This window comes from Xanthomonas sp. DAR 35659, from assembly GCF_041242975.1.
Lineage (GTDB): Bacteria > Pseudomonadota > Gammaproteobacteria > Xanthomonadales > Xanthomonadaceae > Xanthomonas_A > Xanthomonas_A medicagonis.
In genome coordinates, this window is sequence record NZ_CP162488.1 from 1,867,186 (window position 1) to 1,889,553 (window position 22,368).

Here is a 22,368-nt window from a genome sequence, read left to right on the forward strand (position 1 = left end):
GCCGTCGGTGCGTCCGCGGCGCGCGCTATAGCAGGCCCGGCTGCGCCGGGAGCGCGATCTCGCCGCGGCGCGAGGCCAGCCGGTCGGCCAGGCGGGTGGGCTCCGGCAGCCGGTAGCCGCGCAGGTAGCGCAGCGTCCACGCCAGCGCGCTGTCCACCGCGACGCGATGGCCGGGCGAGACGATCAGCGGATTGCAGCGTGGCTTGCTGCGCAGCGCCCAGCCGACCGTGTCGTCGCGATGCACGATCGGGCTGCGGTCGCCGGCCTGCGGTCCTGGTGCGTCGTGGCGTCCGGCCAGCAGCGTCTTCGCCACGCCGATGCTGGGCAGGCCGGTGACCACGCCGAAGTGCGCGGCGATGCCGAGCCGGCGCGGATGCGCGATGCCCTGGCCATCGACGAACACCAGATCCGGACGCTGCCGCAGCAGCGCCAGCGCGGCCAGCAGCGCCGGCAGTTCGCGGAAACTCAGCAGGCCCGGCACATAGGGCATCGAGGTCGGCACGCGAGCGATCTCGGCCTGTTGCGGTTGCAGGGTGTCGGCGTCGATCAGCACGGCGGCGGCGCGGGTGATGCGGCCTTCGTCCTCGAAGCCGACGTCGAACCCGGCCAGCCAGCGCGGCGGGTCCGGCACTTCGTCCTGCAGCCGCACGTGTTTCGCCAAGGTCGCCTGCAGCGCGCGCGCCTGAACGACGCTGCCGTCCCAGTCGCCGAAGACGCTGTGCGAAGAAGTGTCCATGTGGCGATGATCGCGCCGCGCTCGTGGCTGTGGTGTGGAGGCGCTGGGAATGGGGAATGGGGAATCGTTGAAGCAGGTTGCGTTCCGGCGTAGCGCCAGCCCGTCACGCCTTTGTAGGAGTCAACTGTCATGCAGCAGCGATGACGGGAGGCGCGTAAGAAGCCTGATCGCGCGCGATGGCATTGAGCCAGCGTAGGTACTTGTGCATGCAGGCGACGATGGCGACCTTGGCCGGTTTGCCGGCCGCTTGCAGGCGCGCATAGGTTTGGGCCAAGGGGGATTTGGCGCGGATGCTGGCCCAGGTGGCCATGTACAGCGCGCGGCGCACGTCGCTGCGCCCGCCTTTGATGCGGCGCTGGCCTTGCCAGCGGCCGCTGTCGTGATTGAACGGCGCCAGCCCGACCAGGGCGGCCAGCTTGCGCGGCGGCAGCGTTCCCAGTTCCGGCAGGCGTGCGGCCAGGGTGGCGCGCAGGATCGGCCCCAGCCCCGGCACCTTGGGCAGGGTCGAACACGCGTCGGCCTGCTGCTGAAGGTCTCGCTTCAGCGCATCGCTCTGCCGCTTCAGTAGGTCGATCGCTTCCTGGCAGTGGCGCCGCACCTCCGGGCTGGTGATGTGCTCCAGACGCCGCCGCAGGGCGTCGTGCTGGCCGACCAGAGCATTGCGCAGATCCAGCAGTTCGCGCAGGTGCTGCAGGTGCTCGGGCAACACGTCCGTCGGGGGGGCCACAATGGCTTGGGCTGTCACGGCCAACAGACGCGCGTCCAGGGCGTCGGTCTTGGCCTTGATGCCCAGCGCCTTGGCCAACGCACGTGGGCGCTGCGCACACATCCGCACCGCCGGCAGGTTGGCCTGCCGCAGCGTCCGCAGCACCTCATGTTCGTAGCCGCCGCTGGCTTCCAGCACGATCCGTTCGCACTCCAGCCTCGCCAGACGCTGGACCAGCTCAACGCGCCCTTGCGGCGTGTTGGGCTGGGTCCAGGCCAGTCCGTCCGGCAGCACATGAATGACCAGTTCGGCCTTGGCAACATCGATCCCGACAAAGCGCCGCATAGACGTTCTCCGCAGTAGACTTAGGGTCGAGAGCGCTCCTGCCAATGCCCAGGCTTGTGATGTTCGAGCTCCCGGCTCAGGCAACTGTTCGGGCTTGTCAGGCAGGAGAACCGGGGTGCGGCGGCACTGACTCCTACTCGTGCTCGCTTGGCACTGCGGCTTAACGGCCTGCCGCACCCCGCTCTCACCTTCAACGATAGACCCTCTTTTGACACAAGCGGCTTCAGCCGCGACACATCGCCAGGCGGCAAGGTGCGCTGAAACCCCACGCCGTTCCCATTCCCCATTCCCGACTCCCCATTCCCAGCCACCAGCTACAATCCAGGGCCGCACGACCCACGCATCCCCCAACGGAGACCGTCGCAGTGACCCGCAAACTCGTACTGTTGCGCCATGGCCAGAGCCAGTGGAACCTGGATAACCGCTTCACCGGCTGGGTGGACGTGGACCTCACCGAACAGGGCCGCCAGGAAGCCGTCGCCGCCGGCCGGCTGATGCGCGAGGAGGGGCTGCAGTTCGACGTGGCGCACACCTCGGTGCTCAAGCGCGCCATCCATACCCTGCAGGGCGCGTTGAAGGAACTGGACCAGGACTGGCTGCCGACGCACAAGAGCTGGCGCCTCAACGAGCGCCACTACGGCGGCCTGCAGGGCCTGGACAAGGCCGAGACCGCGGCCAAGCACGGCGAGGAGCAGGTCAAGATCTGGCGCCGCTCCTACGACATCCCGCCGCCGCCGATGGAGGCCGACGATCCGGGCCACCCGCTGCACGATCGCCGCTACGCCACCCTCGACCGCAACGCGCTGCCGGCCACCGAGTCGCTGGCGACCACGCTCGAGCGCGTGCTGCCATACTGGCACGATGCGATCGCGCCGCAGCTCAAGGCCGGGCAGACCGTGCTGGTCACCGCGCACGGCAATTCGCTGCGCGCGCTGTACAAGTATTTGAACGGCGTGTCGCGCGAGGAAATCCTGGAGCTCAACATTCCCACCGGCATCCCGCTGCTGTTCGAGCTGGACGACGAATTGAAGGTGCAGTCCTACCGCTATCTGGGCGATCCGGAAGCGGCGAAGAAGGCGGCCGAGGCGGTGGCCAACCAGGGCAAGGCGAAGTAAGCGCCGTCACCTGCGCTGTCGAAAGGAGAACGCTATGGGTGGATTCAGCATCTGGCACTTCGTGATCCTGCTGGTCATGCTGGGAGTCCCGCTGCTGATCGTGGCGGTGGTGTGGTGGGCGATCCGCGCCAACCGGCGTCCGCCGGCGGCCGCGCGGGTGGCGCCGCCGCCACTGCCGCCGGCCTCGGTCGAGCACCGGTTGCGCGAGCTGGACGCGTTGAAGGCGCAGGGCCTGATCGATCCGGCGGAGTACGCGGATCGGCGCGAGCGGATCCTGGCCACGCTGTAAGCGGCAAGCGCGCGCGGTACGGGCCGCGCGCATTCCGTCGATCGGCGTTGTTCGACGCCACGACGCCTTGCACGGTCGAATGAGACCTCCCTTTTCCCAGCAGCAGGGAGGCGCTCAATGACGTGATGCGCACGCGTGCGCCGACCGCCGCGTCAATCGCGCGGCGATGTTCGCCTTGCCTGGCACGAACACAGCGGGCCCGGCCAACGCAGGCCAAGCGCCTCGCGCCGCGCGCGCGTCAGTCCGCGTCCACCCACACCCGCATCTCGCCTTCGCCGCGGTTGGCCCAGGCGAAGTAGGGCACGAAGGTCAGGGTCTGCGCCTGCCGCGACGGCGGCGGCGCGTCGTAGCGGTACAGCGGCATGGCGTCGGCCTGCGCCTCGTCGTGGCGGTCCACGCGTTCGCCGTCGGCCTGCAGCAGCACCTGCCCGGCCAGCGCGCCGCTACCCGGCAGCATGCGGATCGGCGCGGCGGCGGGCAGGCGCAGCTGGTGCAGGTGCGCGCCGTTGTCGGCCTGTTCCAGGCAGTACACCAGTGGCCCGCGTTGCAGGGCGACCTTGCCGGCCAGATGGCGCACGCGCGGATGTCCGCTGACCCGCATCGCCGGCATCGGCAGCTGCAAGTGCAGAGTGTCGCCGGGTTGCCACGTCCGGCGCAGCACGCAGTAGCCGTGTTGCAGATGCTCCGCGATCGCGACCGGCTCGCCATTGAGCATCAGCTGCGGCGCGCGGCACCAGTCCGGCAGGCGCAGCGCCAGCGCGGCGGTCGCCGGCGTGGCGCAGTCCACGCGCAGTTCGACTTGCTCCTGCCAGGGATAGTCGCCGCGCTGGCGCAGGGTCAGCGTCTGTCCGTCCACCTCGAAGGCGGCGTCGCTGCCGACATACAGGTTCACGTACAGCGTGTCGTCGCGGCGGGTGTAGATGTAGTGGCCGAGCGAGGTCAGCACGCGGGCGATGTTGGGTGGGCAGCAGGCGCAGCCGAACCAGCGCTGCCGCACCGGCTTGACGTGGTCGAAGGTGTGGTTGCCGTGCACCGTGGGCGGATGCACTTCCAGCGGATTGACGTAGAAGAAATGGCGGCCGTCCAGCGCCATGCCGGCCAGCACGGTGTTGTACAGCGCCCGCTCCATCACGTCGGCGTAGCGGCTGTCCGGCGCCAGCTGCAGCATGCGGTTGGCGAACATCATCAGCCCGATCGAGGCGCAGCTCTCGTTGTAGGCGGTGTCGTTGGGCAGGTCGTAGTCGACGCTGAAGGCCTCGCCGTAGCTCTGCGCGCCGATTGCGCCGGTGAGGTAGAGCTGGCGCTGCGTGGCGTTCTCCCATAGCCGCTCGCAGGTGGCGCGCAACCGCGCATCGCCGCTGTGCCGGGCCAGGTGCGCCACGCCCGCGTACAGGTAGACGAAACGCACCGCGTGTCCGACCGCGGTGTCCTGCAACGCCACCGGCAGGTGCGCCTGGCTGTAGGCCTTGTCCTGGATCATCCAGGCCGGGCCGTGCCCGCCCCAGAAGAAGCTGCGGCCGCGGCGTTCGTACTCTTCGTCGTAGTAGTGCGGCGTGGCGCCGCGCTGTTCGACGAAGTAGCGCGCCAGCGCCAGGTAGCGCGCCTCGCCGGTGGCTTCGTACAGGCGCATCAGCGCCAGCTCGATCTCCGGATGTCCGGGGTAGCCGTGCAACTGGTCCGGACCTGGGCCGAAGGTGGCGTCGATGTGGTCGGCGAGCCGGCACACGATGTCCAGCAGCGCGCGCTTGCCGGTGGCCTGGTGGTAGGCGACGCCGGCCTCGATCATGTGCCCGGCGCAGTACAGCTCGTGGCACTCGGCCAGGTTGCTCCAGCGCTGCTCCGGCGCCTTCACCGTGAAATAGGTGTTGAGGTAGCCGTCGGCCTGCTGCGCGGCGCCGATCAGGTCGATGGTGGCGTCGGCATCGCGTTCCAGCGCCGGATCCGGATGCTGCGCGAGCAGGTAGGCCACCGCCTCCAGCCACTTGGCCACGTCGCTGTCCTGGAACACCATGCCGTAGAACGTCCCGTCGCTGCGCCCGGCGGCGATGCGGAAGTTCTCGATCGCATGGCTGGGTTCGGCATCGGCGACGTTGTCGTTGAGCGCCTGCCATTGATAGGGCAGCACCACGTCCTGCACCAGGCGCTGGTAGCGCTGCCAGAACGGATCGGCGATGCGCAGGCGGTCGAGCGGAAGTTCGGGCGGCGGGGCGAGCGAATGCGGCATGGGCGCGGCGATCCTGGAAGCGGGGAAGGGAAGGGGTATCAGTGCACCGGGCGCGCAGCCAGGTCGGCGGCGACCTGGGCCAGCAGCGGCCGGCGCAGGCGGCAGCGGTGGATCACCGCGGCCAGCAGCAGGTGGATGGCCGCGGGGATCAGCGTTTCCAGCAGCGTGATCGCCTGCAGCGAGGCGGCGGTCTGGTGCTCGGCGCCGGCGCGGTAGCCCACGCGCACGAACAGGTAGCTGATCACCACCGCGCTCGAGGCCCAGGCCAGCTTGATGCAGAACAGGTTGAAGGCGAAGTTGATGCCGGAGGAGCGCACCCGGTTCTTCCATGCGCCGTAGTCGTCGGCGAAGGCCATGATCGAGAAATGCAGCGGCAGCGCGAAGCCGAGCACCAGGCAGTTGGCGAAGATCAGCCCCAGCCACAGCGTCTGCTGCGCCGGGCCGGTCGGCATCCACCACTGCAGCACGCCCAGCGCCGCCAGCGCCAGGTTGGTATGCAGGTACAACGCCAGCGGATCGAAGCGGCGGCACAGCGCGTTGACCACGATCGCGCCCAGCACCGTGGCCAACGCCACCATCGCGAAGAACAGCGAGGCGTAGCCGGGGCTGCCGCCGAGCACGTAAGTGATGAAGTACAGGTAGCCGCCGCCGCGGATGTTGAACACGTTGATCAGCAGGAACGACATCAGCAGCACCAGCCGCATCTGGTCGTTGCGCAGCAGCCCGCGCAGGTGCTCGCCGATGCCGGCCTCGCCGAGCAGGCTGACCGGCACGCGTTCGCGCACCGCGAAGAAGCAGCACAGGAACATCGCCACCGCCAGTGCGCTGAGCAAGCCCACGCCGAGTTGGTAGCCGCGCGCGGCATCGCCGTCGCCGAGCACCCGCACCAGCCATGGCAGCCCGACAGAGACCAGGAAGCCGGCGATGCCGCACAGCACGAAGCGCCACGACTGCGCCGACACCACGTCGCGGTGGTCGCCGGTCATGCTGTTGATCAGCGCGCAGTACGGCACGTTGATCGCGGTGTAGCACAGCGACAGCAGGAAATAGCTGGCGAAGGCATAGGCGATCTTGGCCGTCGCGCCCAACTGCGGGGTGCTGAAGGTGAGTACGCAGGCGATGCCGATCGGCAGCGCGATCCACAGTTGCCAGCCGCGAAAGCGGCCCCAGCGGCTGCGGGTGCGGTCGGCGAGCACGCCCATCACCGGGTCGGAGACCGCATCGGCGATGCGCAGCACGGTGAACAGGGTGCCGACCAGCGCCGGGGTCAGGCCGAACACATCGGTGTAGAAGAAGGTCAGGAAGTTGGCGATCAGGCAGGTGACGATGGTGCCGCCGGCGTCGCCCAGGCCGTAGCCGAACTTTTCCAGGCGCGAGAGCCGGGGTGGGGCGGCGGCCGGTTCGGCGCCTGCGGCGATGGGGCCAACGGTGGTGGCATTCAACGGGACGATTCCTGGCAGGCGCGCGCTGCGGCGTCCGCAACGTCGCATGCGGACCGTGCCGGAACAAGAGCCGGCGCGGTATAAAAACGGTACGATTCCGACCTGTGCGGGAGTCGCGCTCCAGGTCGCCGAATCCTGCACTATTTGCTGCATTGCAGCGTGCACTGGGCCATAGGGAGACGTTTCCGACATGCTCGAATTCGCGGTCGCGTATCCGATCCGGGTCCAGAACGGCGGCCTGTTCATTTCCCGTGGACTGGGCGCGCATCCGGCGCGGGTAATCCAGTCCTACGAGTTGATCTTCGTCGAGCGCGGCACCCTGTCGATCCGCGAACAGGACAGCGACTTCCATATCGGTCCCGGCGAGACCCTGCTGTTGTGGCCGGGACGCGAGCACGCCGGCATCGGCCGCTTTCCCGCCGACCTGCGCTTCTACTGGGTGCATTTCGAGCTGGCGACGCAGGCCGCCGCCGCCGCGGCCGGCACCGCCGAGGCGACGTTGCTGTCGATGCCGCAGCGCACCGCGATCCGCGACCCGGAGCGCTTCGTCGGCCTGTTCCGCTGGTTGCTCAGCGAGCAGGAGGAACGGCGCACGCTGCCGATGCTGGAGCCGATCGTGCTGTCGATGTTGCAGTGCGTGGCCGGCGCCTGGCCCGACCCGCAGGATTCCGACCGCGCCGGCGTGGCCCTGGCGTATCGCGCCAAGCAACTGATCGGTACCCAGTTCCACACCGCGCTCACCGCCTCGGCGCTGGCCGCGCAACTGCACTGCAACCCGGATTACCTGGGGCGCATCTACCGGCGCGCGTTCGGCACCACCCTGACCGAGGCGATCCACCGCCAGCGCATCGCCTTCGCCGAAAAGCTGCTGCTGGTGAACGCCTGCAGCGTGGACGAGGTCGCGCAGCGCGCCGGCTTCAGCGACGGCGGCTACTTCCGCCGCATCTTCCGCCAGCGCCTGGGCATGACCCCGAGCGCCTACCGGCGGCTGTACTGCAAGGAACACATCAACTCGGAGTGAAGCGCGGTCGGCGCGGTCTACACGCCGCAGTGCCTACACTGCGCCGACCTTCAGGGGAGCCGGCCGATGAACAAGAGGACGCTCAAGCGCAGCGGCATCGCCGTGGCCGGGGTGCTGCTGGGCGCCATGCTCGGCCTGTCCGCCTACGGCCGCTTCGCCGATCGCACGCGCGGGCCGGCCAGCCACGCATTGCCGGCGACGGTGGTGCAGACGCCGATCGACCGCGCCCTGGCGCCGTTGACCGCCGCCCACGCCGGACGCAGCGGCATGGTGATCGTGCCCGACAACGTCGAGGCCTTCGCGGTGCGCGCGGTGACCGCGCGCGCGGCCGGGCGCAGCCTGGACCTGCAGTACTACATCTGGCATCCGGACTTCACCGGCAACCTGCTCTACAACGAACTGCTGCGCGCCGCCGACCGCGGCGTGCGCGTGCGCCTGCTGCTGGACGACATGAACGTGCATGGCAGCAAATCGGTGCTGGCCGCGCTGGATCGCCATCCGCTGATCGAGGTGCGCCTGTTCAACCCGACCCGCGCCCGCGAGGGTACGCTGATGCGCGGCGTGGAACTGGTGCTGCGCTTCTTCAGCGTCAACCGGCGCATGCACAACAAGGCATGGATCGCCGACGGGCGTCTGGCGGTGGTCGGCGGGCGCAACATCGGCGACGAGTACTTCGATGCGGCGCGCGACACCAATTTCATGGACACCGACGCGGCGGTGGTCGGGCCGGCGGTGGCGCAGGCCGCGCAGATCTTCGACGCCTACTGGAACAGCCGCACCGCGGTGCCGCTCGCCGCGCTGGTGCAGGCCGAACCGGACGCCTTGCCGCGGCTGCGCGCCAGCATCGACGCCGGCCTGCGCTCGGCGCGGGCGCGGCCCTACGCGCAGCGGCTGCAACGGGCGCCGGAGGTGCGCGACCTGCTCGCCGGCGAGCGTCCGCTGCATTGGAGTGCGGACGCGCGGATCGTGTCCGACCCGCCGGAGAAGGCCGAGGGCGCGCCGCCGCGCGCGGACTGGATGACCCCGCTGCTGGTCGGCGAGATGGCACGCGCGCAGCGCGAACTGGCGCTGATCTCGCCGTACTTCGTGCCGGGTGCGGACGGCATGCGCTGGATCGGCCGGTTGCGTCAGCGCGGCGCCAAGGTCGGGGTGCTGACCAATTCGCTGGCGGCCAACGACGTGGTCGCGGTGCATGGCGGCTATGCCGGCTACCGGGTGCCGCTGTTGCGCGACGGCGTGGCCTTGTTCGAGCTCAAGCCCGACGGCGATCCGGGTGGCAGCCTGTTCGGGTCCAGCGGCGCCAGCCTGCATACCAAGGCCTTCGTGGTCGACCGCGAGCAGGGCTATATCGGCTCGTTCAATCTCGACCCGCGCTCGATGGACCTCAACACCGAGATGGGCCTGTTGTTCCGCGATCGCGCCGCGGCCGAGGAGCTGCATCGCCTGTACCAGGCCAAGGTATCGGCGCCGGTCAGCTACCGGCTGGCGCTGCAGGACGGCGCGCTGCGCTGGCACGACGACGCGGCGCGGCCGCCGCGCACCTGGGAGCGCGAGCCGGAGGCGAGCGCGTGGCGGCGCGCGGCGGCACGCGTGATCGGCTGGCTGCCGCTGGAGTCGCAGCTATAGCGCGGGCAAACCGCCGCATCCTGTAGGAGCGGCTTCAGCCGCGACAGGGCATCCCCGTACTGCCTGTCGCGGCTGAAGCCGCTCCTACAACGGCCGCAGCCCTAGGTCAGCTGCTGCACGATCTCGCGCGCCATCGCGCCCAGCGGCAGGATCTTCTCCGCGCCGCCGCGCTTGATCGCTTCCTTGGGCATGCCGAACACCACGCTGCTCTGTTCGTCCTGCGCCACCGTGCGCGCGCCGGCCTGGCGCATCTCCAGCAGGCCGACCGCGCCGTCGTCGCCCATGCCGGTCATGATGATGCCCAGCGCGTTGCCGCCGGCGGCGCGCGCGGCGGAGCGGAACAGCACGTCCACCGATGGCCGGTGCCGGTTCACCGGCGGCCCGTCCACCACCTCGACGAAGTACTGCGCGCCGCTGCGGCGCAACAGCATGTGCTTGCCGCCGGGCGCGATCAGCGCGCGGCCCGGGACCACGCGGTCGTTGTTGGCCGCTTCCTTCACCGCGATCTGGCACAGGCTGTCCAGCCGCGCGGCGAACGCGGCGGTGAACTTCTCCGGCATGTGCTGGACGATGACGATGCCGGGGCTGACCCGCGGCAGCGCGGTCAGCACTTCCTCCAGCGCCTGGGTGCCGCCGGTGGAGGTGCCGATCGCGATCACCCGTTCGGTGGTCTGCGCCAACGGGCGCCCGCCCTGCGCCGGCAGGATCACGTCGGCGGTGTGCTTGACCTCCGCTTCCACCGGCGGCGCGGCGCTGCGCGCGGCCAGGCGCTTGACGTTGGCGCGCGCGGCGCTGCGCACCGTGCCCACCAGTTCCTCGGCCGAATCGGTGAGGAATTGCTTGAGGCCCAGCTTGGGCTTGGTCACCACCGCCACCGCGCCGGCGGCGAGTGCGTCCATGGTCACCCGCGCGCCTTTCTCGGTGAGGGTGGAGCAGATCACCACCGGCGTGGGGCGCTCGCTCATGATCTTGCGCAGGAAGGTGATGCCGTCCATCTTCGGCATCTCCACGTCGAGCACGATCACGTCCGGCCACTGCTGGCGCATCTTGTCCATCGCCAGCAGCGGATCGGCGGCCGAGGCGATCACCTCGATGCCGGGTGCCTCGTTGAGCACCGCCACCAGCACCTGCCGTACCACCGCCGAATCGTCGACCACCATGGCCTTGATCGTCGTCGTCATCGCGGATTCCTTTGCTCGGCGCCGGCGGCGCTCATGGTTTGCGGTACACGGATGGGGCCACCTGGACCACGTCGTTGTTGACGTCGTTCAGACTTTCCGAGTGGCCGATGCAGAAGATGCCGCCGCGCTTGAGCGTGGACAGCACCCGCGCGACCACTTCGCGCTTGGTCTGGCCGTTGAAGTAGATCATCACGTTGCGCAGGAAGATCACGTCGAACTGGCCGAGGTTGGGCAGCGAGGCATTGAGGTTGGCGTGCAGGAAGCGCACGTTGTCGCGCAGCTTGCGATCGATCAGCAGGCTGCCCTCGTACTCGCCGCGGCCCTTGAGGCAGTAGCGCTTGAGCAGCGCCGGCGGCATGTGCTCGATCCGCTGCAGCGGATAGTGGCCGGCGCGGGCCTTGGCCAGCACGCGGGTGCTGATGTCGGTGCCGACCACCTCGTAGGGGCGGCTCTGCAGCGTGTCGTCCAGCACCATCGCCATGCTGTAGGCCTCCTCGCCGGTGGAGCTGGCCGCGCTCCAGATGCGGAACGGCGCGCTGCCCTTGTGCTCGCTGGCCAGCTTGCGCAGCAGGTCGAAGTGCTTGGGTTCGCGGAAGAAGTAGGTCTCGTTGGTGGTCAGCAGGTCGATCGCGGTCTGCACCTCGGCGCTGCCTTCGCGGCTCTCCAGCAGCTTCATGTACTGGGTGTAGGTCTGCAGCGAATGCGCCTTCAGGCGCTTGCCCAGGCGCCCGCACAGCATCGCCTTCTTGGCCGGGGAAATGGTGATGCCGGCGGCGTCGAAGATGAAGCGTTGGAACCTGCCGAATTCTTGTTCGGTGATGTCGGTGCTGGTCATGATGCCCTGCGTGTCAGTGATGCGGCGCTTGCGCCGAAGTGGGTCCGTGTTCGTGCAGCCGCGCCTGGTGTTCGAGCAGCCAGGTGGTCAGCGCGCCGCCCCCCAGCGGCCGCGCCAGCAGATAGCCCTGGCCCAGGTCGCAGCCCAGTTCCTGCAGCAGCTGCCAGTCCTCCACCGTCTCGATGCCTTCGGCGACGGTGGTCAGGCCCAGCCGCTGCGCCATGCCCAGCGCCGATTCCAGCACGGTGCGCAGGTTGCGGCTGCGGTGCGCGTCGTGCACGAAGATGCGGTCGATCTTCAGTTCGGTGAAGGGGATGCGGGTCAGTTGCTGCAGCGAGGAAAAGCCGGTGCCGTAGTCGTCCAGCGACAGCCCGAAGCCCTGCAGCCGCAGCCGCGCCAGCATGCCCAGCGCGCTGGCCTCGACCAGCGAGCTTTCGGTGATCTCCAGGATCACGTCTGCCGGCTCCAGCCCGTGGCGCCGCAGCTGGCCTTGCAGTTCGTCGAGCAGTCCCGGCTCCTGCAGCAGGCACGGCGACAGGTTGAGCGCCAGGGTCAGGCGGAAGCCGGACTGCTTCCAGGTCGCCAGCCGCGCCATCGCCTGGTCGGCGACGCTGGCGGTCAGCGCGTGGATCAGGCCCTCGCGTTCGGCCAGGGCGATGAAGCGGTCCGGCGCGATCTGCCCGTTCTGCGGATGCCGCCAGCGCGCCAGCGCTTCCACTCCGCTGACCTGGCCGCTGCGCATGTCCACCTTGGGCTGGTACGCCACTTCGATCTCGTTGCGGCGCAGCGCCTCGCGCAGCATTTCCGCGTCGGTGCCGCCGTCCAGGTCGGTGTCGGTGCGCGCGGTCGGCAGCGGCGGCGGATTGGCCTGCAGGGCGCGGCCGAGTTCGGGCGCGCGCAGCGGCTTTTCCAGCCCGGCCAGCACCTGCAGGCCATTGGCGCGGCCGACCTGCAGCACCGAGTCGATCAGCGCCGCGCCGCGTTGCGAGGCGACCACGATCGGCACCCGCACGGCGCAGCGGGCCAGCGCGTCGAGCAACTGCACGCCGTCCATGCCCGGCATTTCCAGGTCCACGATCAGCAGCCCCGGCGGCGGACCCTGCACCACCCGCGCCAGCGCCGCATGGCCGTCGTGCACGCCTTCCACCGCCACCGCGCCCAGCCGCAGGCACAGCGCCAGCGCGTGTTCGCACTGGACCTGGCTGTCGTCGACGACCAGGACCGTTCCGAATTGGCTGAGCGTGGCGGGTTCGTGTACGGGCGACATGCGGATTCCGTCCGGTGGGCAGGGGCTGGGCGCGGCGCATCGCGCCACGCCGCGCGGTGACTCAGGCGGCCACGCTGGTCTCGACGTCCGGCGCGATGCCGGCCATCGCCACGAACTCCTGAGTGGACAACGCGGCATCGGCGTTGAGCAGGATCACGAAGCGCTCGCCGACCTTGCCCATGCCATGGATGAATTCGCGGCGGATGCCGGCGCCGAAGGCGGGGGCGGGCGCGATGTCGGCGGCGGCGATCTCCAGCACTTCGCTGACCGCGTCCACCAGCAGGCCCAGCACCTGGCGTTCGTTGCCGTTGGCGACTTCGACGATGACGATGCAGGTGCGCTTGGTGACGTCGCTGGCGGCGCGGCCGAAGCGTTGCTGCAGGTCCACCACCGGCACCACCGCGCCGCGGAGGTTGATCACCCCGCGCAGGGCCGGCGGCATCATCGGCACGTCGGTCGGCGTGCGGTACTCGATGATTTCCTTGATGCCGAGGATGCCGACGCCGAACATTTCCTTGCCGAGCAGGAAGGTCAGGAACTGGTCGGGGGCGAGATCGGTGCCGGCGGACGGCGACGGGGATTCGTGAGTGGTCATGGCCTGTCCTCAGAAGGTTTCGAAATACGCTTCGTCGAGCGCGTCGCCGGCCAGCGCCAGCCGGCTTTCGGTCGCACGCGCCTGCGGCTTGCGCGCGGCGGCGCGCGGCGGCTGCGGCTTGCGTGCGCTGGCGGCGGCGCTGCGCCGCACCGGCGCGGCGCCGGCGAGCTTGAAGAAGCTCATCAGCTGCTGCAGTTGCTCGGCCTGGCCGCTCATCTCCTCGGCGGTGGCGGCCAGTTCCTCGGAATTGGACGCCGCCTGCTGCGTGGTCTGGTTGAGCTGTCCGACCGCGGCGTTGATCTGGCTCACGCCCGAGGCCTGTTCCTCGGAGGCGGCGGTGATCTCCTGCACCAGGTCGGAGGTGCGCTTGATCGACGGCACCATCTGCTCCAGCAGCTTGCCGGCGTTCTCGGCCAGTTCGACGCTGGAGCTGGCGACGTCGCCGATCTCCTGCGCGGCCACCTGGCTGCGCTCGGCCAGCTTGCGCACTTCCGCGGCGACCACGGCGAAGCCCTTGCCGTGCTCGCCCGCGCGCGCCGCCTCGATCGCCGCGTTCAGCGCCAGCAGGTTGGTCTGGTAGGCGATGTCGTCGATGATGCTGATCTTCTGCGCGATCTGCTTCATCGCGTGCACGGTGGCGCGCACCGACTCGCCGCCGTCCAGCGCCTGGGTGGAGGCCTTGCTGGCCATGCCGTCGGTGACCTTGGCGTTCTCGGTGTTCTGCGCGATCGAGGCGGTCATCTGCTCGATCGAGGCGCTGGTTTCCTCCACGCCCGCGGCCTGTTCGCTGGCCGCCTGGCTCAGCGACTGCGCGGTGGCGCTGACTTCCTCCGAGGCGCTGGCCAGGGCCTCGGCGTTGCCGTTGACCTCGCTGACCACCTGCGACAGCCGCGCGATGGTGTCGTTGACGTAGTTCTTCATCTCGGCATAGGCGCCGTCGTAGGGCTTGTCGATGCTCTGGGTCAGGTCGCCGTCGGCCATCGCGCCCATCACCCGGACCACGTCCTGGATGCTGTCGCCGGTGGTGCCGACCATCTCGTTCAGGCCCTGGCCCATCTCGCGCTGGAAGCCGGCCAGGCCGTCCAGGGCGACGCGCTCGGAGAAGTCGCCGCGGTTGGCGGCCTGCACCACGCGGCGCTGGCCGTCGATGACCAGCTTGAGCCGCTCGACCATGCTGCGCATCGCGAACAGCGCGCTGCCGCTGTCGTCGCCACGCACCCGCACGTCCAGCGCCAGATCGCCCTGCGCCACCTTGTTGGCGATCTCGGCCACGTAGGCCGGCTCGCCGCCCAGCAGCCGGCCGAGGATGCGCACGATGTATACCGAGACCGCCACGCCGAGCAGCAGCGCGATCGCGATCGCCACCACGATCAGCGTGCGCGAGGACGCGTACAGCGTGTCGGCCGCGGCGCTGGCCGCGTCGCCGCCCTTGACGTTGAGGTCGACCAGTTTGCCCAGGGTGTCGGCGGTGCCGCGATAGATCTCGCGCTGCTCGCCGTTGAGCAACGCCAGCGCCTCCTGGGTCTTGAGCGTGCGGGACAGGTCGAGCACGCGCGTGTGCAACGCCATGTAGCGGTCGAACTTCGCCGAGAATTCCTCGTACAGCGCACGCTCCTCGGGCGAGGAGATCAGCTTGGCGTAGGTCTGCCGGGTCTTGGCGAAGTCGTCGACCGTGCGCTGCATGCGCGCGTCGTAGTCCTGCATCTCGGCCGGCTTTTCGGTGATGACGTGCTGCAGTTCGTACAGGCGCAGCTGGGTGAAGCCGGCGTTCATCTCCTGGATGCTGCGCACGCTGGGCAGCCAGTTGCCGGCGATCTCGGTGGACGATGCGTTGATCCTGGACATCTGCAGCATGGCGAAGCCGCCCATGCCGAGCATGAGCAGCAGCACCAGGCCGAAGCCCAGGCCGATGCGGGTGGCGATTTTCATGTTGCCGAACATAGAGGTGGTCTCGGGTAGCGGGAGGCGATGCCGCGCAGGGCGCGGGCCGGTGCGGCGGTCGGTGGATCAGAAGCTGTCGAAGTGATGTTCGTCCGGTTGCACCAGCGCCAACCCGGCCTCGCCGTAGGCGCGCGCGCGGGCGGGGGCGGCGGTCTTCCTGCCGCCGGCGCCGCGCGGCACGCCGACCAGCCGGCGCGACGGCGGCAGGTGGTTGGTGCGGAAGAAGCCCATCAACTGCTGCAGCTGTTCGGCCTGGCCGCTCATTTCCTCGGCGGTGGCGGCCAGTTCCTCGGAATTGGCCGCGGCCTGCTGGGTGGTCTGGTTGAGCTGGCCGACCGCCGAATTGATCTGGCTCACGCCGGAGGTCTGTTCCTCGGAGGCGGCGGTGATCTCCTGCACCAGGTCGGAGGTGCGGCGGATCGACGGCACCATCTGTTCCAGCAGCTTGCCGGCGTTCTCGGCCAGTTCGACGCTGGAGCCGGCGACGTCGCCGATCTCCTGCGCGGCGACCTGGCTGCGCTCGGCCAGCTTGCGCACTTCCGCGGCGACCACGGCGAAGCCCTTGCCGTGTTCGCCGGCGCGCGCCGCCTCGATCGCCGCGTTCAGCGCCAGCAGGTTGGTCTGGTAGGCGATGTCGTCGATGATGCTGATCTTCTGCGCGATCTGCTTCATCGCCGACACCGTGGAACGCACCGCCTCGCCGCCTTCGTTGGCCTCGCGCGCGGCCTTGGCCGCCATGCTGTCGGTGACCTTGGCGTTCTCGGTGTTCTGCGCGATCGAAGCGCTCATCTGCTCCAGCGCCGCGCTGGTCTCCTCCACGCCGGCGGCCTGCTCGCTGGCGGCGTGGCTCAGCGACTGCGCGGTGGCGCTGACCTGCTCGGACGCGCTGGCCAGGGCCTCGGCATTGACGTTGACCTCGCCGACCACCTGCGCCAGGCGCGCGACGGTGGCGTTGATGCTGTCGCACAGTTCCTTCAGCTGGCCCTGGCAGGCGACGTTGGCGGTACGGGTCAGGTCGCCGTCCTCGATCGCCTTGAGCACCATGCGCGCTTCGTCCAGCGGCGCGATCACCGTGTCCAGGGTCTGGTTGACGCCGGCCACGATGCGGCGGAAATCGCCGTGATGCAGTTGGGCGTCGGCGCGCACGTCGAGGCGGCCGGCGGCCGCGGCCTCGACCAGCAGGTTGGTGTCGTGGATCAGCGCGCGCAGGTTGGCGCGCACCTGCTCGATGGTGTCGTTGATGAAGACCTTCTTGCCCGGGAAGCGCTCCAGCGGCGCGTCGAAGTTGCCGCGGCCGAACTCGGCGATGCAGGCCATGGCCTGCTTCTTGACCGCGATGTGGCCGGCGACCATGCGGTTGATGCCGTCGGCCATGCTGCGGAAGTCGCCGTCGAAGCGCACGCTGTCGATGCTCACGTCGATGTCGCCGGCGTCGTGCTCGGCGGACATGTGGTTCATCTGCGCGATCAGCCCCAGCAGGTTGCGGCGCACCTGCTCGATGGTGTCGTTGATGAAGGCCTTCTTGCCGGGGAATGCCTCCAGCGGCGCCTGGAAGTTGCCGCGACCGAACTCGGCCACGCAGGCCAGAGCCTTCTTCTTGGTCGCGATATGCGCACCGACCATGCGGTTGATGCCGTCGGCGATGGCGCGGAAGTCGCCGTCGAAGCGCTGGCTGTCGATGACCACGTCGATGTCGCCGGCGTCGTGCTCGGCGGTCATGCGCTGGATCTCGCTGCTGACCAGGCGCACGCTGCCCTGCACCTGGCGTAGGCCCAGCAGGATCTCGCAGGCCTGGTCGTTGCGCACCGTGGGCATCACCACGTCGAAATCGCCGCGCGCGAAGCGCGCCAGACTGGTGAGCGCGATGCCCAGCGAACGGCAGACCGCGTGCACCACGTAGGCCAGCACCGCGCCGCCCAGAACGGCGGCGCCGATGGCCAGCGCCAGCAGTTGGCCCGGGGCCAGCGCCAGCGTCAGACCGGTGGCGGTGGCCGCCAGCGGCAGCGCGATGGCGACGCAGGCGCCGGTCCATAGCTTTGCGGAGAGAGAAAGGGCGTTGGACATGGCGGTGTACCTATGTATGGGTCGAAGGGGGCGGCCATGCCTTGGCCGGTTCCGGGTGAACGGGAGGAAGGTCAGAACGTTTCGAACGCGGCTTCGTCCAGCCGCGTGGCCGTGACGGCGGCCGGGCCGGCGAAGCTGCGCAGGCGCGGCGCCCGCGCGGGCGGAGGCGGCGCGCGGCGCGGCAACGGCGTCGCGACAGGAGCAGCAACCGGACCGGTGCGGAAGAAGCTCATGAGCGCCTGCAACTGTTCGGCCTGGCTACTCACTTCTTCGGCCGTGGCGGCCAATTCTTCAGCGTTGGCCGCCGATTGCTGCGTGGTCTGGCTGAGCTGGACCACCGCGCAGTTGATCTGGCCGACGCCGGTGGTCTGCTCCTCGGACGCGGCGCTGATCTCCTGCACCAGGTCGGAGGTGCGGCGGATCGAGGGCACCATCTCCACCAGCAGGCGGCCGGCGCTTTCCGCCAGCTCGACGCTGGAGCCGGCGACCTCGCCGATCTCGTGCGCGGCGACCTGGCTGCGCTCGGCCAGCTTGCGCACCTCCGCGGCGACCACCGCAAAGCCCTTGCCGTGCTCGCCGGCGCGCGCCGCCTCGATCGCGGCGTTCAGCGCCAGCAGGTTGGTCTGGTAGGCGATGTCGTCGATGATGCCGATCTTGCGGGCGATCTCCTTCATCGCCGCGACGGTGGCGCGCACCGCGTCGCCGCTCTCGGCGGCCTCGCGCGCGGCCTTGGCGGCCATGCCGTCGGTGACCTTGGCGTTCTCCGAATTCTGCGAGATCGATCCGGTCATCTGTTCCAGCGACGCGCTGGTTTCCTCGACCCCGGCGGCCTGCTCGCTGGCCGCCTGGCTCAGCGATTGCGCGGTGGCCGACAGTTCCTCCGACGCGCTGGCCAGCGTGGTCGCGTTGCCGTTGACCTCGTTGACGATGCCGGTGAGCTTGTCGATGGTGGCGTTGACGTAGCGCTGCATGTCGGCGAACGCGCCCTCGTAGCGTCCCTGCACCTTGCGGCTGAGGTCGCCGTCGGCGATCGCGCCCATCACCTGGATCACGTCGCCCACGCTGCGCAGGTTGCCGCGCGCCTGCTCGATGGTGTCGTTGATGAAGGCCTTCTTGCCGGGCAGCTGCGCCAGCGGCGCGTCGAAATTGCCGCGGCCGAACTCGGCCACCACGCCCATCGCCAGTTTCTTGACCGCGATGTGCGCGGCCACCATGTGGTTGATGCCGTCGCCCATCGTGGCGAAGTCGCCGTCGAAGCGGGCGGTGTCGATGACCACGTCGATGTCGCCCCTGTCGTGCTCGGCGGACATGCGGTTGATCTCGGCGATCAACTGCTTGAAGTTGCCGCGCACCTGCTCCACGGTCTCGTTGATGAAGGCCTTCTTGCCCGGCAGTTGCGGCAGCGGCGCATCGAAGTTGCCGCGGCCGAACTCGGCGACCACGCCCAGCGCCAGCTTCTTGACCGCGATGTGCGCGGCGACCATGCGGTTGATGCCGTCGCCCATCGTGCGGAAGTCGCCGTCCAGCCGCGCGGTGTCGATGACCACGTCGATGTCGCCCTGGTCGTGCTCGGCGGACATTCGGTTGATCTCGGCGATCAGCTGCTTGAAGTTGCCGCGCACGTGCTCGATGGTGTCGTTGATGAAGGCCTTCTTGCCGGGCAGCGGCGCCAGCGGCGCGTCGAAATTGCCGCGGCCGAACTCGGCGACCACGCCCAGCGCCAGCTTCTTGACCGCGATGTGCCCGGCGACCATGCGGTTGATGCCCTCGGCCATGCCGCGGAAGTCGCCGTGGAACTGCGCGCTGTCGATGACCGCGTCGATCTCGCCGGCCTCGTGCTGCTCGGACATGCGCCGCATCTCCGCGATCAGCCCCAGCAGGTTGCGCCGCACCTGCTCCACCACCTCGTTGATGAACGCCTTCTGGCCCGGGAACGCCGCCAGTGGCGCGGCGAAGTTGCCGCGGCCGAACTCGGCCACGCAGTCGATCGCCTGCTTGTTGACGCCGATGTGCCCGGCGACCATGCGGTTGATGCTGTCGGCCAGGTCGCGGTGCGTGCCTGGCCAACGCGTCAGGTCCATCGCCACCTCGCAGTGGCCGGCCGCATGCGCGGCGGACATCTGGCCGACGTCGGCATGGAACTGGCGCAGGTCGGTCTGCGCGGTGCGCAACAGCCGGCTCACCTCGTCGTCGGCGGCGAGGTGCGCCGGCACGATGCCGTCCAGGTCGCCGCGCACCAGCGCGTCCAGTCCGGTGGTGGCCAGGGTCAGCGCGCGCGCCGCGGCGCGCACGGCCCAGCCCAGCGCGGCGGCGCTGGCCAGCGTCGCCACCGCGATCAGCGCCAGCGCGGCGCCGGGCGCCAGCGGCAGCAGCAGCGCGGTGGCCGTCGCGGCGGCGGGCAGGGCGACGGCGAGCGCCGTCGTGGTCGACAAGGTGGTCGCGATCCGTGAGCGGTGGGACATGGCTGCGGTTCCTGGCTAGCGTGCTTTGCGTGATGTGGTGCGCGGCGGCACCGGCGTGCGGGCGGGATCAGGCCGCCAGCGAATCGGGAGCGGGTTCGACCTGGGTCAGCAGCGAGGGCACGTCGAGAATCAGGGCGACGCCGCCGCTGCCGAGAATGCTGGAGCCGCTGATGCCCTTGACCCCGGCGAACACCTTGGACAGCGGCTTGATCACGGTCTGCCATTCGCCCAGCAGCGTGTCCACGACCAGGCCGAAGCGCTGCGTGCCCTGGCGGATGACCACGATGCTCTCGCGCGCCGGCGGCGCGCCGGGGATGCCGAACACCGAGCGCAGGCGCACGAACGGCAGCACGCCGCCGCGCAGGTCGATGTAGTCGCTCTGGTAGTTCGGCGCGAATTCCACGCATTCCTCGACCACGTCCAGCGGCACCACGAACACCGACTTGCCGACGCCGACCTGGAAGCCGTTGATGATCGCCAGGGTCAGCGGCAGGCGCACCGAGATGGTGGTGCCCACGTCCTGCTGGCTGGCGATGTCCACGCTGCCGCGCAGCGCGGTGATGTTGCGCTTGACCACGTCCATGCCGACGCCGCGGCCGGACAGGTTGGTGACCTTCTCGGCGGTGGAGAAGCCCGGTTCGAAGATCAGCGCGAACACGTCGCGGTCGGACAGGTTGCGGCCGGGTTCGATCAGGCCGCGTTCCAGCGCCTTGGCCAGGATCCGGTCGCGGTTGAGGCCGCCACCGTCGTCGCTGATCTGGATGACGATGCTGCCCGAATCGTGGAAGGCGTTGAGCCGGACCGTGCCGCGCACCGGCTTGCCGCGCGCCTGGCGCAGCTCGGCCGATTCGATGCCGTGGTCCATCGCGTTGCGCACCAGGTGGGTCAGCGGATCGGCGATCTTCTCCACCACCGACTTGTCCAGTTCGGTGTCCTCGCCGTTGACCACCAGGGCGATGTCCTTGCCCAGTTCGCGCGCCACGTCGTGGACCACGCGATGGAAACGGCTGAAGGTGCCGCCGATCTTGACCATGCGCAGTTGCAGCGCGCTTTCGCGCACTTCCTCGACCAGGCCGGCCAGGATCGAGGTGGATTCGAGCAGTTGCGCGTCGCCGGTGCGCTGGGCGTTGGCGCCGGTGCTGGCGACGGCGATGATCAGTTCGCCGACCAGGTCGATCATGCGGTCGAGCTTGTCGGCATCGACGCGGATGGAGCCGCCTTCCTGCGCGCGCGCGGCGCCGCCTTCGGCACGCGCGGCGGGCGCCTTGGCGGCCGCCGCGGCGGGCGCCGCCGGAGCGGCGAGGGCAGGGGCGTCCGCAGCCGGTTCGGCCGCGCCGAAGTTGGCGAAATCGTCGGCCTGCGCGTGGCCGCCGGCTTCGGCGACCAGCAACGGCAGGTCCAGGTTGGCGGCATCGCCGTGCGGATCCACCGCGACGACGTGCAACTCGCAGTCGTCGCGGACGAATTCGAAGATGTCCTCGATCGCGGCCTGCTGCGCGTCCGAGCGCAGCAGGATGTCGAAGCCCAGGTAGCAAGCCTCCGGGTCCAGTTCCGGCAGCGCCGGCACGCGTTCGTGGCGGGTGCGCACCGCTTCCAGCGTGCCCAGGCTGCGCAGGCAGCGGATCAGGTGCAGCGGCGAGTTGCCGAAGCGCAGCGCATCGCTGAACAGTTGCAGCGCAATGCGCCAGTAGCCGGTGTGCGCCGTGGCGGCCGTCGCCGCGGCGGCCACCGTGGCCACGGGGACCGCCGCCGGCTGCAGATAGGTCTGCAGTCGCGCCAGCAGCGGCGCGCCGTCGGCGGCCAGGGTGGCTTCGTCGGCATCGGCGCCGGCCGCCGCTTCCACCAGCGCACGGATATGGTCGCAGCAGGCCAGCATCAGCTGGATCAGCTCCGTGTCCAGCGCCAGCGTGTTGTCGCGGACCAGATCGAGCACGCTTTCCACGACGTGGGTGAAACCCACCAGTTGCGCCAGGTCGAACAAGCCGCCGGAGCCCTTGATGGTGTGCGCGGCGCGGAAGATGGCGTTGACCGCGTCGGGACCGGCTTCGCCGCGTTCGGCCTCCAGCAGGTTGCGTTCCATGTCCTCGAGCAGGTCGCGGCTCTCGGCGATGAAGGTCTGCAGCAATTGGGCGAGATTCATGGGCGGGTGCCGATCAGTGGAAGGTGGCGTTGGCGCACGCGAGCGTGTCGCGCAGGCCAAGCAGATCGAGTGCGTCGTTGACCGGCGCGCTGCAACCGTCGAGCTGGAACGGACGCCCCAGCGCGCGCAACGCGGCCTGCGTGGCCAGCAACAGCTGCACGCCGGTGGCGTCGATTTCGGTCACCGCTTGCAGCTGCAGGTGCAGGCCACCCGGATGCTCCAGCGCCGGCAGCAGCAACGGCTTCAGTTCGCCGGCGCGGCGAATGGTCATGTCGCCTTCCAGGCTCAGTTGCAGCGGAGGAGGCGGGGAGTCCGGCGAGGTCGAGTGCATGGCGTGTCTCCGAAGCGAGCGGTAGAACGGCGAAAGAGCGGCCGCGGC

General features: G+C 69.6%; 17 protein-coding genes. 4 read left to right on the top strand and 13 right to left on the bottom strand.

Going from position 1 to position 22,368, the window contains the following annotated elements; all coding sequences use genetic code 11:
• Positions 1–25 precede the first annotated feature (25 nt).
• Positions 26–736 (bottom strand): deoxyribonuclease V, encoded by a 711-nt coding sequence (gene nfi / locus AB3X07_RS07930; RefSeq protein WP_369943882.1) that lies wholly within the window; start codon positions 734–736, stop codon positions 26–28.
• A 127-nt stretch (positions 737–863) separates the two neighbouring features.
• The gene (locus tag AB3X07_RS07935) at positions 864–1,787 is read right to left on the bottom strand and encodes an IS110 family transposase (protein WP_369938742.1); all 924 of its coding nucleotides are present in this window, start codon (positions 1,785–1,787) and stop codon (positions 864–866) included.
• A gap of 365 nt (positions 1,788–2,152) precedes the next feature.
• On the opposite strand from AB3X07_RS07935, the gene gpmA reads away from it, so the two are divergent.
• Together gpmA and AB3X07_RS07945 are read left to right on the top strand one after the other, a co-directional pair.
• Positions 2,153–2,902 (top strand): 2,3-diphosphoglycerate-dependent phosphoglycerate mutase, encoded by a 750-nt coding sequence (gpmA, locus tag AB3X07_RS07940; protein ID WP_369943883.1) that lies wholly within the window; start codon positions 2,153–2,155, stop codon positions 2,900–2,902.
• 34 nt (positions 2,903–2,936) lie between these two features.
• Positions 2,937–3,191 carry an SHOCT domain-containing protein gene (locus AB3X07_RS07945; protein ID WP_369943884.1) on the top strand — a complete coding sequence of 85 codons (255 nt, stop codon included), beginning with the start codon at positions 2,937–2,939 and terminating at the stop codon, positions 3,189–3,191.
• Positions 3,192–3,429: 238 nt separating this feature from the next.
• On the opposite strand, the gene AB3X07_RS07950 is transcribed toward AB3X07_RS07945, so the two are convergent.
• Positions 3,430–5,415, bottom strand: coding sequence for a glycoside hydrolase family 127 protein (locus AB3X07_RS07950; RefSeq protein WP_369943885.1), 1,986 nt, complete (start codon positions 5,413–5,415; stop codon positions 3,430–3,432).
• 38 nt (positions 5,416–5,453) lie between these two features.
• Positions 5,454–6,857 carry an MFS transporter gene (locus AB3X07_RS07955; RefSeq protein WP_369943886.1) on the bottom strand — a complete coding sequence of 468 codons (1,404 nt, stop codon included), beginning with the start codon at positions 6,855–6,857 and terminating at the stop codon, positions 5,454–5,456.
• A gap of 190 nt (positions 6,858–7,047) precedes the next feature.
• Here AB3X07_RS07955 and AB3X07_RS07960 point away from each other — a divergent pair, with 190 nt between their 5' ends.
• Positions 7,048–7,878, top strand: coding sequence for a helix-turn-helix transcriptional regulator (locus tag AB3X07_RS07960; protein WP_369943887.1), 831 nt, complete (start codon positions 7,048–7,050; stop codon positions 7,876–7,878).
• Between the two features lie 66 nt (positions 7,879–7,944).
• Entirely contained in the window at positions 7,945–9,504 is a 1,560-nt protein-coding gene (locus tag AB3X07_RS07965) for a phospholipase D family protein (protein ID WP_369943888.1), read from the top strand.
• A gap of 101 nt (positions 9,505–9,605) precedes the next feature.
• On the opposite strand, the gene AB3X07_RS07970 is transcribed toward AB3X07_RS07965, so the two are convergent.
• The 9 genes from AB3X07_RS07970 to AB3X07_RS08010 all read right to left on the bottom strand — a co-directional run bounded on the left by AB3X07_RS07970 (position 9,606) and on the right by AB3X07_RS08010 (position 22,320).
• Complete coding sequence (locus tag AB3X07_RS07970; RefSeq protein ID WP_369943889.1) at positions 9,606–10,685, bottom strand: protein-glutamate methylesterase/protein-glutamine glutaminase; 1,080 nt, start codon at positions 10,683–10,685, stop codon at positions 9,606–9,608.
• A 31-nt stretch (positions 10,686–10,716) separates the two neighbouring features.
• Positions 10,717–11,523, bottom strand: a complete 807-nt coding sequence (locus tag AB3X07_RS07975) for a CheR family methyltransferase (RefSeq protein ID WP_369944692.1) — start codon at positions 11,521–11,523, stop codon at positions 10,717–10,719.
• Between the two features lie 10 nt (positions 11,524–11,533).
• Entirely contained in the window at positions 11,534–12,787 is a 1,254-nt protein-coding gene (locus AB3X07_RS07980; protein ID WP_369943890.1) for an EAL domain-containing response regulator, read from the bottom strand.
• A gap of 61 nt (positions 12,788–12,848) precedes the next feature.
• Positions 12,849–13,382, bottom strand: coding sequence for a chemotaxis protein CheW (locus tag AB3X07_RS07985; RefSeq protein ID WP_369943891.1), 534 nt, complete (start codon positions 13,380–13,382; stop codon positions 12,849–12,851).
• A 9-nt stretch (positions 13,383–13,391) separates the two neighbouring features.
• Complete coding sequence (locus tag AB3X07_RS07990; RefSeq protein WP_369943892.1) at positions 13,392–15,311, bottom strand: HAMP domain-containing methyl-accepting chemotaxis protein; 1,920 nt, start codon at positions 15,309–15,311, stop codon at positions 13,392–13,394.
• A 78-nt stretch (positions 15,312–15,389) separates the two neighbouring features.
• A complete protein-coding gene (locus tag AB3X07_RS07995; protein WP_369943893.1) occupies positions 15,390–17,387 on the bottom strand; it encodes a methyl-accepting chemotaxis protein in 1,998 nt (665 codons plus the stop codon).
• Positions 17,388–17,458: 71 nt separating this feature from the next.
• On the bottom strand, positions 17,459–19,411 hold the full coding sequence (locus tag AB3X07_RS08000; protein ID WP_369944693.1) for a methyl-accepting chemotaxis protein: 1,953 nt from the start codon (positions 19,409–19,411) through the stop codon (positions 17,459–17,461).
• Positions 19,412–19,916: 505 nt separating this feature from the next.
• Positions 19,917–21,989: a chemotaxis protein CheA gene (locus tag AB3X07_RS08005; RefSeq protein ID WP_369943894.1), complete on the bottom strand. Its 2,073-nt coding sequence runs from the start codon at positions 21,987–21,989 to the stop codon at positions 19,917–19,919.
• A gap of 13 nt (positions 21,990–22,002) precedes the next feature.
• On the bottom strand, positions 22,003–22,320 hold the full coding sequence (locus AB3X07_RS08010; RefSeq protein ID WP_369943895.1) for an STAS domain-containing protein: 318 nt from the start codon (positions 22,318–22,320) through the stop codon (positions 22,003–22,005).
• Positions 22,321–22,368 lie beyond the last annotated feature (48 nt).